The sequence below is a fragment of the Pseudomonas sp. NC02 genome (genome assembly GCF_002874965.1).
In the GTDB taxonomy this organism is placed as follows: Bacteria; Pseudomonadota; Gammaproteobacteria; order Pseudomonadales; family Pseudomonadaceae; genus Aquipseudomonas.
The window spans coordinates 1249790-1261504 of the sequence record NZ_CP025624.1 but is presented as its reverse complement, the minus strand read 5'-3'; the positions used below and the strand labels follow the sequence as shown (position 1 = coordinate 1261504).

Annotated in this window: 12 protein-coding genes; 7 read left to right on the top strand and 5 right to left on the bottom strand. The window is 62.7% G+C overall.

Annotation, left to right across the window (positions count from 1 at the left end; translation table 11 throughout):
* Window positions 1-22: 22 nt before the first annotated feature.
* Window positions 23-1333 carry an MFS transporter gene (locus C0058_RS05770; protein WP_003209595.1) on the top strand — a complete coding sequence of 437 codons (1311 nt, stop codon included), beginning with the start codon at window positions 23-25 and terminating at the stop codon, window positions 1331-1333.
* Window positions 1334-1459: 126 nt separating this feature from the next.
* On the opposite strand, the gene purT is transcribed toward C0058_RS05770, so the two are convergent.
* From purT to C0058_RS05745, 5 genes are all read right to left on the bottom strand, one after another.
* Window positions 1460-2641, bottom strand: coding sequence for a formate-dependent phosphoribosylglycinamide formyltransferase (gene purT / locus C0058_RS05765; RefSeq protein WP_023659130.1), 1182 nt, complete (start codon window positions 2639-2641; stop codon window positions 1460-1462).
* A 69-nt stretch (window positions 2642-2710) separates the two neighbouring features.
* Window positions 2711-3178 carry a hypothetical protein gene (locus C0058_RS05760; RefSeq protein WP_003209599.1) on the bottom strand — a complete coding sequence of 156 codons (468 nt, stop codon included), beginning with the start codon at window positions 3176-3178 and terminating at the stop codon, window positions 2711-2713.
* A gap of 164 nt (window positions 3179-3342) precedes the next feature.
* Entirely contained in the window at window positions 3343-3558 is a 216-nt protein-coding gene (locus C0058_RS05755; protein ID WP_003209601.1) for a DUF1289 domain-containing protein, read from the bottom strand.
* A complete protein-coding gene (locus C0058_RS05750) occupies window positions 3555-4079 on the bottom strand; it encodes a gamma carbonic anhydrase family protein (protein ID WP_008438249.1) in 525 nt (174 codons plus the stop codon). Before C0058_RS05750 ends, C0058_RS05755 begins: the two co-directional genes overlap by 4 nt.
* A gap of 39 nt (window positions 4080-4118) precedes the next feature.
* On the bottom strand, window positions 4119-4721 hold the full coding sequence (locus C0058_RS05745; protein ID WP_003209605.1) for a CoA pyrophosphatase: 603 nt from the start codon (window positions 4719-4721) through the stop codon (window positions 4119-4121).
* A gap of 146 nt (window positions 4722-4867) precedes the next feature.
* On the opposite strand from C0058_RS05745, the gene C0058_RS05740 reads away from it, so the two are divergent.
* The 6 genes from C0058_RS05740 to ptsP all read left to right on the top strand — a co-directional run bounded on the left by C0058_RS05740 (window position 4868) and on the right by ptsP (window position 11648).
* Window positions 4868-5416: an NUDIX hydrolase gene (locus C0058_RS05740; RefSeq protein ID WP_003209606.1), complete on the top strand. Its 549-nt coding sequence runs from the start codon at window positions 4868-4870 to the stop codon at window positions 5414-5416.
* A gap of 42 nt (window positions 5417-5458) precedes the next feature.
* Window positions 5459-5962 carry a murein L,D-transpeptidase family protein gene (locus tag C0058_RS05735; protein WP_003209608.1) on the top strand — a complete coding sequence of 168 codons (504 nt, stop codon included), beginning with the start codon at window positions 5459-5461 and terminating at the stop codon, window positions 5960-5962.
* Between the two features lie 263 nt (window positions 5963-6225).
* The gene (locus tag C0058_RS05730; protein ID WP_003209609.1) at window positions 6226-6984 is read left to right on the top strand and encodes a GntR family transcriptional regulator; all 759 of its coding nucleotides are present in this window, start codon (window positions 6226-6228) and stop codon (window positions 6982-6984) included.
* A gap of 10 nt (window positions 6985-6994) precedes the next feature.
* Complete coding sequence (nagA, locus tag C0058_RS05725) at window positions 6995-8101, top strand: N-acetylglucosamine-6-phosphate deacetylase (RefSeq protein WP_087695120.1); 1107 nt, start codon at window positions 6995-6997, stop codon at window positions 8099-8101.
* A complete protein-coding gene (locus C0058_RS05720; RefSeq protein WP_102368197.1) occupies window positions 8082-9104 on the top strand; it encodes an SIS domain-containing protein in 1023 nt (340 codons plus the stop codon). The genes nagA and C0058_RS05720 overlap by 20 nt, the downstream gene beginning before the upstream one ends.
* A 36-nt stretch (window positions 9105-9140) precedes the next feature.
* Entirely contained in the window at window positions 9141-11648 is a 2508-nt protein-coding gene (gene ptsP, locus C0058_RS05715) for a phosphoenolpyruvate--protein phosphotransferase (RefSeq protein ID WP_102368196.1), read from the top strand.
* Window positions 11649-11715: the final 67 nt, after the last annotated feature.

Sequence of the window (11715 nt, the reverse complement as noted above, 5' to 3'; positions counted from 1 at the left end):
AATGACCGTCAGGGATACCTCAATGAGCACCACCTATAACGAGACGGCGACCGCCGCCCCGACCAACTCGACGGCCCGGGTCGCCACCGCGAGCATCATCGGCACCGCCATCGAGTTCTACGACTTCTATATCTACGCAACTGCCGCCGCGCTGGTGATCGGCCCGGTGTTCTTCCCGCAAACCTCCGGCACGGCGCAGATGCTCGCCTCGTTCCTGACCTTCGGTATCGCGTTTATCGCGCGGCCACTGGGCTCGGCGCTGTTCGGCCACTTTGGTGACCGGATTGGCCGCAAGTCGACACTGGTGGCTTCCCTGCTGCTGATGGGCGTGTGCACCACGCTGATCGGCTTGCTGCCCGGATATGACAGCATCGGCGCCTGGGCACCGATCCTGCTCTGCGTACTGCGCTTCGGCCAGGGCCTCGGGCTTGGCGGCGAATGGGGCGGCGCGGCGTTGCTGGCCACCGAGAACGCCCCGAAGGGCAAACGCGCCTGGTTCGGCATGTTCCCGCAGTTGGGCCCGTCGATTGGCTTTCTGGCGGCCAACGGGCTGTTCCTGATCCTGGCCATGAGCCTGAGCGACGAACAGTTCCGCAGCTGGGGCTGGCGCATTCCGTTCATTCTCAGCGCGGCGCTGGTAATGGTGGGGCTGTATGCGCGGCTCAAACTGCATGAAACGCCGGTGTTCGCGAACGCCGTGGCCAAGGAAGCGCCGGTGAAGGTGCCGCTGGTGGAACTGTTCAGCCAGCATTGGCTGCCGGTCCTGCTGGGTGCGGCCTCGATGGTGGTGTGTTATGCGCTGTTCTATATCACCACCGCGTTTTCCCTGAGCTACGGCGTGTCTACGCTGGGTTACAGCCGTGAAACCTTCCTCGGGCTGTTGTGCTTCGCGGTGCTGTTCATGGGCGCGGCGACGCCGCTGGCGGCGTGGGCCAGCGACCGTTACGGGCGTAAGCCGGTGCTGATTGTGGGGGCGATTCTGACCATCCTCTCCGGCTTCACCATGGAGCCGTTGCTGACCCACGGTTCAACCTGGGCCGTGGCACTGTTCCTGGCGCTGGAGCTGTTCCTGATGGGCGTGACGTTTGCCCCGATGGGCGCGATGTTGCCGGAACTGTTCCCGACCCGCGTGCGTTATACCGGTGCTTCGGCGGCGTATAACCTGGGTGGGATCGTGGGTGCGTCGGCGGCACCGTTCTTCGCGACCAAGCTGGTGGCGATGGGCGGTTTGAGTTATGTCGGCGGGTATGTGTCGGCGGCAGCGGTGATCAGCTTGATTGCTGTGTTGTGCCTGAAAGAGACGCGCAATAACGATTTGAACAAGGTCGCCTGATGATGATCATTCCCACGCTCTGCGTGGGAATGCATCCGGTGACGCTCTGCGTCACGCCCTTAAGAGCGGACGCGGAGCGTCCAGCGCGGCATTCCCACGCGGAGCGTGGGAACGATCGGCGGGGGGTTACAGCTCTACAACAACAGCCTTCGAAGCACGAGTGGCTTTAGCCCGCGCTGCCTCAATCGACTCATCCCGCGCCAGCGCCACGCCCATACGGCGCTGGCCATTCACTTCCGGCTTGCCGAACAGACGCAACGCCGTATCCGGCTCGCTCAAGGCTGCACCCAGGTTGGAAAACGCCGTCTGGGTCGACTTGCCTTCCACCAGGATCACTGCCGAAGCCGAAGGCCCGAACTGACGGATCAACGGGATCGGCAGGCCGAGAATTGCCCGCGCATGCAGGGCGAACTGCGACAAGTCCTGGGAAATCAGGGTCACCAGGCCAGTGTCATGGGGGCGCGGCGACACTTCGCTGAACCACACCTGATCGCCTTTGATAAACAGCTCGACGCCAAACAGACCACGACCACCCAACGCTTCGGTTACCGCCTTGGCAACGCGCTCGGATTCCGCCAGTGCAATCGGGCTCATGGCCTGTGGCTGCCAGGATTCCTGGTAATCGCCCTTCTCCTGACGGTGACCGACAGGCGCGCAGAAGGTAGTGCCGCCAATGTGGCGCACGGTCAGCAGGGTGATTTCGTAGTCGAAGTCGATAAAGCCTTCGATGATCACGCGGCCCTTGCCGGCACGCCCGCCTTCCTGGGCGTAATCCCAGGCTTTCTGCACGTCATCGGCGCTGCGCAGCAGGCTCTGGCCCTTGCCCGACGAACTCATCACCGGCTTGACCACACACGGGAAGCCCAGGTCGGTGACGGCCTTGCTGTAGTCCTCGAAGGTGTCGGCGAAGTGGTACGGCGAGGTCGGCAGGTCCAGCTCTTCGGCGGCCAGGCGACGGATGCCTTCGCGGTTCATGGTCAGCAACGTCGCGCGGGCGGTCGGGATCACGGTGAAGCCTTCGGCTTCCAGCTCCACGAGGGTGGCGGTGGCGATCGCTTCGATTTCCGGCACGATGAAGTGCGGCTTTTCGGCTTCGATCACGGCACGCAGCGCGGCGCCATCGAGCATGTTGATCACGTGGCTGCGGTGGGCAACCTGCATGGCCGGTGCGTTGGCGTAGCGATCCACGGCAATCACTTCAACGCCCAGGCGTTGCAGTTCGATTACCACTTCCTTGCCCAGCTCACCGCAGCCACACAGCATTACGCGGGTCGCGGTTGGCGACAATGGAGTTCCGATTCGGGTCATCTCAGGTCCTCAGGGGAGCGGATCGTGGGGAGAAAGGCCGGCATTTTACATGAACTGTAAGGATTGGCTTCAGTTGGCGACGCGCTGCCGGCGCAAACGCCAGGCCATGGCCAGCCACACCACGGTAACGCCGGCGAATTTCGACACCAGGGCAGTGCCGGCGACCGCGGGCGTCAAGGCGCCGATCAGGCCGAAAAAGATGAAGGTATCGAGGGGGATACTCAGCGCCGAACTTATCCACAGGCGGTCGTGGAGTGGGCGCTTGGTGATGCTGAACACCAGCCAGTCAATGCATTCGGACACCGCGAACGCCGTGGCGCTGGCCAGGGCGATGGACGGATCGGAGGTGATATAGGACAGCACCAGCGCCGCCAGCATGGCGATGATCGCGCCATGGCCGAAACGGGTTTGCACCATGTCCCGCAGGACAAATACCAGGCCGCCCCAGGCAGACCAGATCACATCCAGGTGCGGAGCGGTAGAAAAGGCGAAGTTGATCAGCACGACGCTGCTGATGTAGGCAATCAGGAAGAACATGGGGCGAGGGACCTGTGAACAAGGGGCACAGGGTACTTCACATTTGGAAATATGTCGTCTGGGCAGGCCCTTTCGCGAGCAAGCCCGCTCCCACATTTTGAACGCATTCCTCCAAGATAAACGCAATCAAATGTGGGAGCGGGCTTGCTCGCGAAAGCGGTCTATCAGGCGCCGGACTTCCCCGGAATCATCCACACCAGCCCACTCGCCTTCGCCCGCTCATGGCACAACCCCAGCACTACCCGGCGCTCGGTATTGTCCATGCGACTCCAGCGGGTAATCTCTTCCACCGTGCGCTGGCATCCCGTGCAGATATCATCGTCATCCAGCGCACAAATGCTCACGCACGGCGAGGCGACGGGTCGTTCTACCGGGTTCATTCTTCCTGCTCAACCAGATCACGGGCATACCGCTGGGCGTTATGCACATAGTGCGCAGCGCTGGCCTCGAGCATTTTCTTCTGCACGTCGGTCAGTTCCCGCACCACCTTGCCCGGCGAGCCCATCACCAACGAACCATCGGGAATTTCCTTGCCCTCGCCGATCAGCGAATTGGCGCCGATGATGCAGTGCTTGCCGATCTTCGCCCCGTTAAGAATCACCGCATTGATGCCAATCAGGCTGTAATCGTCGACGGTGCAGCCATGCAACATGGCGTTATGGCCGATGGTCACGCCGGTGCCGAGGGTCAGCGGGTAACCCATGTCGGTGTGCATCACGCTGCCGTCCTGCACGTTGCTGTTCTTGCCGATCAGGATCAGCTCGTTGTCGCCGCGCAACACCGCGTTGAACCAGACGTTGGCGCCCTCCTCCAGTTTGACCTTGCCCACCAGCGTGGCATTGGGGGCCACCCAGCTGTTGGGATGGGTTTCGACTCGGGCGTCGCCCAGGCGGTATTTCATAGGTGGATCCTCACGGCAGGAACGATGGCCATCTGGCTCTTAGGTATTGATGAAGCTTTTCGGCGGTCGATGCAGGCTAATGTCGGCATCGTCATAGAGCAGATTGATCAGCTCGACGATCATGATCGCCGTCAGGCCCCAGATCTTGTATTCGCCAAACCGGTAACTGGGCACATACCAACTGCGGCCCTGGTAATCGATACGGTGGGTGTGTTCGCGCGGGTCCTGGCGAAAAAACTCCAGGGGCACGCTGAACACAGCGGCGATCTCGGCGTCATTGGCCAGGTATTCGACGTAATCGGGGATAACGCCTACATAAGGCGTGACACGGATACCGTGCAGGGAAATCAGCGGGCTCAACGGGCCGATGACTTCCACCAGGCCCGGCGGCAGGCCGATTTCTTCTTCGGCTTCGCGCAGCGCGGTGAATATCAGGTCGGGATCTTCAGGGTCGCGGCGCCCGCCAGGGAACGCCACTTCGCCGCCATGGGTGGATAACCCGCTGGCGCGCAAGGTCAGGATCAGCTCGGGTTCGTCACTGCGGGTGATCGGCACCAGTACCGCCGCTTCCGGGAAACGACCGTCGGTCTCCAGCGTGTGGGGCGTATGATTGCTTACCCGGCGAAGTAGCTCGTCCAGCATGAGTCATCTCGGTCTGTTGGCTACCTTGCATCATGCACCAAACCTTGCGCACGCCCAACCCCAAAACCCTGGCCATGTCGCTAAACGACAACTTGCAGCCCATACCCGGTCACGCCAAGATAGGCGCACTCTCCAGGAACCCCAGCATGAACTTCTGCAGCCAGTGCGGTAAACCGGTCACTCAGCGCATTCCCGAAGGCGACGCACGCTTGCGTTATGTCTGCGATCACTGTCAGACCATTCACTACCAGAACCCCAATATCGTCGCGGGCACCGTACCGGTGTGGGGCGACCAGGTGCTGCTGTGCCGGCGCGCCATCGAGCCGCGCCTGGGTTTCTGGACCTTGCCCGCCGGCTTTATGGAGAACGGCGAGACCGTCGAGCAGGCCGCGATGCGCGAAACCCTGGAAGAAGCCTGCGCCCGGGTGCGCAACCTGAGCATCTACACCCTGATCGACGTGCCGCACATCAGCCAGGTGCACATCTTCTACCGGGCCGAACTGATCGACCTGGATTTTGCCGCCGGTCCCGAAAGCCTTGAAGTGCGCTTATTCGATGAAGCCGACATCCCTTGGTCCGAGCTGGCTTTCCGCACGGTCGGGCGTACCTTAGAATGCTTTTTTGCTGACCGCCGGCAACAGTCGTATCCGGTGCGCAGCGAATCGGTGCCGCCGCTGACCCAGTTGGCCAAATAACAATCCAGGCGGCACGTAGTCTTTTCAGGGGATACCGTTTCAATGCGTTGGTTGCTTGCTCTGATCTGCCTGTCGTTTGCCACGCTGTCGCCAGCCTCCACCCAAGTGATCCTGGGGGGCAAACCCGTCGAGAAAATCCTGGTGCTCAAGTCTGCCCATCAGTTGCAACTGATTAATGACGGCAAGCCCCTCAGGACCTACCGCATTTCCCTGGGCAAGAACCCCAAGGGCACCAAGCTGATGGAAGGCGACCGCCGCACCCCGGAAGGTTTCTACTGGATCGACTGGCGCAAGACCAGCGACCGCTTCAACCTGGCCATGCACATCTCCTACCCCAATATCAGCGATTCCGCGCGCGCCCGCCGCGAAGGGGTCAAGCCCGGCAGCATGATCATGATCCACGGCACCCCCGACGCCGAGGACTACCCCGAAGAGCTGTTCCACACCCTGGACTGGACCGACGGCTGCATCGGCATGCGCAATGTCGACATGCGCGAAGTCTGGAACCTGGTGAAAGACGGCACGATGATCGAGATTCGTCCGTAATTTCCTGCCCCTCGTAAAATAATTCAAAAAAAATTCCCGCCCCATGGGTGGCCTGCCGGTGAATACCAGTTCACCTCGGCAAGCTGCGCGCTTCTGCCTGAAATAAAGACCTCTCTAATACCACTTGAACTGGCGCACTATTAAGGCGCCCGCAAACGCTCGCCTGCACTGTTTTCGCTGCATTGACATGGTATTTAAGTGGTATTAGCTTGCGATCACTACCGGGCGACAACACTCCAATAACCGCATCGGAAACCGACACGATGAACCCCATCCTGGCCCTGCGCCCCGACGATAAACAATCGACGCCGCTGTACCTGCAACTGGCCCGCAACCTCGAAGCCGCGATTCATGCCGGCCAGTGGAAATCCGAGCAGGCTTTGCCGTCGGAACGTGCCCTCAGCGAGCAACTGAGCATTTCCCGGGTGACCGCCCGCAAGGCGCTGGAAGTGCTGTTCGAACAAGGTCTGATCCGTCGCAGCCAAGGCTCCGGAACCTTCATCACGCCACGCCTGGAACAACCGCTGTCGCGCCTCTCGGGCTTCAGCGAAATGCTCCGGCTCAAGGGCTTTGTGCCGACGTCCCAGTGGCTGGAGCGCGACATCACCCCGCCGACCCATGAAGAATTGATTCGCCTGGGCCTGTCACCCAGCGACAAAGTCGCGCGGCTCAAGCGTTTGCGTAAGGCCGACGACACGGTGATGGCGATTGAAATGACCGCCATGCCCGCCTCCGTCCTCCCCCACCCGCAGGCCATCGGCAACTCGCTCTACGAATACCTGGAAAGCATCGGCAAGCCCATCGTGCGCGCCCTGCAACACATCCAGGCGATCAACGCCTCGGATGAGTTCGCAGCCCTGGTGGGCATCGCCCCCGGCACCGCCATGCTGCTGATGACCCGGGTGGGCTACACCGCCGACAACACCCCGATTGAAATCACCGACACCTACTGCCGCAACGACTACTACGACTTCGTCGCAGAACTGCGCCGCCACGACTATTCCGCTGAACTGCGAATTTAGAGAACTGCCCATGTCCGAAGACAATATCCTCACGCCACACGGCTGGATTCGCGGCCGCCTGGTGCACCAGCACGGCAAGGTCACTGCCGTAGAAGGCAGCCCGTGCAACCCGGCTGACAACGACCTGCCGTACCTGCTGCCAGGCTTTATCGACCTTCACGTGCACGGCGGTGGCGGCAAAGACATCATGGAAGGCACCGACGCCTTCCACACCATCACCCGCACCCACGTGCGGTTTGGCACCACCTCGCTGCTGGCCACCACCATGACCGCGCCAGTGGATGAGATTTCCCGCGTGCTCGGCGAAATCGGCACCTATTGCGAAAGCCGCCCGACCGGCACCGCTCGTGTCCTGGGCGTGCACCTGGAAGGCCCCTACATCAATCCGGGAAAACTCGGCGCACAACCGAACTTCGCCCACACCGCCTTGATGGCCGAAGTCGAAGAATACCTGCGCCTGGCGCCGATCCGGGTGATCACCATTGCTCCGGAAATCGCCGGCCATGACGGCCTGATCCGCGCCCTCAGCGAACGTGGCGTGCGCATGCAGATCGGCCACACCCTGGGCAGCTATGAAGAAGGTGTCGCCGCCCTCGCCGCCGGGGCCACCAGCTTTACCCACTTGTACAACGCCATGAGCCCGCTGCATCACCGCGAGCCCGGCATCGTCGGCGCGGCCCTGGCCCACGCCAAATACGCCGAGTTGATTCCCGACCTGCTGCACGTGCACCCCGGTGCCATGCGCGTGGCGCTGCGCTCGATCCCGTGCCTGTACTGCGTCACCGATTCCACCGCCGCTGCCGGCATGCCCGACGGTGAATACAAGCTGGGCAGCCACACCGTGACCAAGTGCCTGGGCGGCGTCCGCCTGGCCGATGGAACGCTGGCCGGCAGCACCCTGACCATGGACCAGGCGCTGCGCAACCTGGTGAAGATCGGCCTGCCGATCAGCGAAGCCTCACAACGCCTGTCGCAATTTCCTGCGGACTACCTGGGCCTCGAAGAACGCGGTCGCCTGCAACCCGGCAGCTTTGCCGACTGCGTGCGCCTGGACCGCTCCCTGCACCTCACCGACGTAATGGTCGAAGGAGAAACCATTGACTTCAAAAATGCTTGAAGAGGCCCTGGCCTCCTGTGAGGCCGTCGAGGCTCAACTGCAACGCCTGGACCCGCTGCTGGTGGAAGTCGCCGGCCGCCTGCGTCGCCAGCCACCGCAAGTGGCGATGAGCATCGCCCGTGGCAGCTCGGACCACGCCGCCAGTTACTTCGCCTACCTGACCATGCAACATCTGGGGATTCCGGTGGCGTCGCTGCCGATGTCGGTGGTGACCATGCTGCAATCGCCGCTCAAGGTCAGCGGGCAAGTGGCGTTCGGTTTCTCCCAGTCGGGACAGAGCCCGGACCTGGTCAACAGCCTGCGCCTGTTGCGCAAGCGCGGCGCCTTGAGCATCTCGATGGTCAACGCCGAAGACTCGCCACTGGAAGCCGCCTGCGAATTCCATGTGCCGCTGTGCGCCGGGCCGGAACGCAGCGTCGCCGCCACCAAAAGCTTTATCGCGACCCTGAGCGCCAGCGCCCAGCTGATCGGCCACTGGAATCAGGAAGACGAGTTGCTGCAAGCCTGTAAGGCACTGCCCGAAGGTTTGCGTGAAGCCGCCAGGCAAGACTGGAGCCTGGCCATCGACGCCCTGCGCGACTGCCAGCAACTGATGGTGATCTGCCGTGGCGCCGGTTTTGCCATTGCCCAGGAAGCCGCGCTCAAGCTCAAGGAAACCTCGGCGATCCAGGCCGAAGCCTTCAGCAGCGCCGAAGTGCGCCATGGCCCGATGGCCCTGATCGATGACAACTACCCGCTGCTGGTCTTCGCCCCACGCGGCGCCGAACAAGCCGGCCTGCTGAGCCTGGCCGCCGATATGCGCCAGCGCGGTGCCCGCGTGCTGCTGGCCGCTCCCGATGACATCGCCGAGCGCGACCTGACTCTGAGCCGCGCCGAACACCCGGCCCTGGACCCGATCCTGGCGATCCAGAGTTTCTACGTGATGGCCGCCGGTTTGGCAGAGGCCCGGGGCATGGACCCGGACCAACCGCGTCACTTGAGCAAAGTGACCCGCACCCACTGAGTTGATTGCAGCGTTTTTCTGATGAGTACCGTGCCCATGTCCCACAATAATAAAGACCTCACCCTCAGCGCTCCCCTCAGTGGGCCGGTGCTGACCCTGGGCGACGTTCCCGACGAAGTGTTCGCCAGTGGCGCCATGGGCGACGGCATTGCCATCGACCCGCTCAACGATTGCCTGCACGCGCCGTGTGATGGCGTGATCATCCACGTCGCCCGCACCGGGCATGCGCTGACCATTCGCGCCGATAACGGCGCTGAATTGCTGATGCACGTGGGCATCGACACGGTGGAATTGAATGGCGAAGGCTTTGCGCTGCTGGTCAAGCAAGGTGCGCGGGTCAGCAAGGGCCAGGCACTGGTCCAGTTTGACCTGGACCTGATTGCGCGCCAGTGCAAAAGCCTGGTCAGCCTGATCATCCTGACCAACAGCGAGCTGTTTGAGCTACGGCCGATCACCTTGAAAACAGTGAAGGTCGGCGAGCCGCTGCTGCATGTGGTTGCACGGTTGGCCGGTGCAGCGAAAGTGATTGATGAGTCGGTCACCGAAGCCAGCGCGACTATTCGCATCACCCATCGTGGCGGCCTGCACGCGCGCCCCGCTGCCTTGATCCGCAAGACCGCACAGGCATTCAGCAGCCAGTCGCAGCTGCATTTCGCCGGCAAGTCGGCTTCGTGCGACAGCCTGATCGGCTTGATGGGCCTGGGGATTGGTGAGCAGGACGAGGTGCAGGTCACCTGTCGTGGCAAGGATTGTGAAGCGGCGCTGCAAGCACTGATCGCTGCGCTGTCGGTGGAAGTTGGCGAAGCGCATCACGCTCCAGTGGCCGTCGCCCCACGCCGCGCGAATACCGAAGCCGGAGTACTGCAAGGCGTGTGTGCCGCGCCGGGGTTGGTCTGCGGCCCGTTGTTCCGCCTGAACGGAATCGAGCTGCCGGTGGACCCGGGCAACAACGTGCCGGATGAACAATTGCAGCACCTGGACAGCGCCCTGGAACAGGTGCGTAGCGAAATCCGCCACACCCTGGACCAGGCCCGTCAGCGCAAGGATGTGGAGGAAGAAGAGATCTTCGCCGCCCACCTGGCCCTGCTGGAAGACCCTACGTTGCTGGAGGCCGCCACCGCCGCCATCGAACAGGGCAGCGCCGCCACTCACGCCTGGCGTGATGCGATCCAGGCCCAATGCGCGGTGCTGCTCGCCCTAGGCAAACCGCTGTTCGCCGAACGCGCCAACGACCTGCGCGACTTGCAGCAACGCGTGCTGCGGGCGTTGCTGGGCGAGGCCTGGAATTTTGATTTGCCGGCCGGCGCTATCGTCTCGGCCCATGAGCTGACCCCATCGGATCTGCTGCAACTGAGCAATCAACACGCCGCCGGTATCTGCATGGCCGAAGGCGGCGCGACGTCTCATGTGGCGATTCTGGCGCGGGGTAAAGGCTTGCCGTGCGTGGTTGCACTGGGCACTGAATTGCTTGATGTGCCCCAAGGCCAACGCGTGGTGCTGGATGCCGCCAACGGCCGCCTGGAGCTGACGCCGGATGATGCGCGCCACGCCCAGGTTCACCAGTTGCGCGATGCACAGAAACTGCGGCGCCAACAGCAGCACGCGCAGGCTCAAGGCACCGCCAGCACTCAGGATGGCGTGCGTATTGAAGTGGCCGCGAATGTCGCCTCCAGCGTCGAAGCCCAACTGGCCTTCGAGAATGGCGCCGATGGCGTCGGCCTGCTGCGCACAGAATTTCTCTTCGTCGACCGCCGCACCGCGCCCGACGAGCAAGAGCAGCGCCAGGCCTACCAAGCCGTAATGGATGCCATGGGCGACAAATCCGTGATCATCCGCACCATCGACGTCGGCGGCGACAAGCAACTCGACTACCTGCCGCTGCCGTTCGAGACCAACCCGGTGCTGGGCCTGCGGGGCATTCGCATGGCCCAGGTACGCCCGGAACTGCTGGACCAGCAACTGCGTGCCCTTCTCCAGGTCAGCCCGCTGGAACGTTGCCGCATCCTGCTGCCAATGGTCAGCGAAGTCGACGAACTGCTGCACATTCGCCAGCGCCTCGATGAACTGTGCGCCGAGCTGGAACTGACCCAACGCCCGGAACTGGGGGTGATGATCGAAGTGCCCGCGGCGGCGCTGATGGCCGAACAACTGGCCGAGCACGCGGACTTTCTGTCCATCGGCACCAATGACCTATCGCAGTACACCCTCGCCATGGACCGCGACCACGCCGGCCTCGCCGCCCGGGTCGATGCCATGCACCCGGCGCTGTTGCGGCTGATCGCCCAGACGTGCATCGGCGCAGCCAAGCATGGGCGCTGGGTCGGTGTGTGCGGGGCGCTGGCGTCCGACCCGCTGGCCACGCCTGTGCTGATCGGTCTGGGCATCAGCGAGCTGTCCGTCAGCCCGCCGCAGATCGGAGAAATCAAGGACCGTGTCCGTCACCTGGACGCAGCCCAATGCCGGCAACTGAGCCAAAGCCTGCTTAACCTGAGCAGCGCCAAAGCCGTTCGCCAAGCCTGTCAACACCACTGGCCGCTGAGCTGAAAACAACAAGAATAGGGAGACACGCCGTGTACCAATATTTTATCGAAGGGCTGCAACGCCTGGGCCG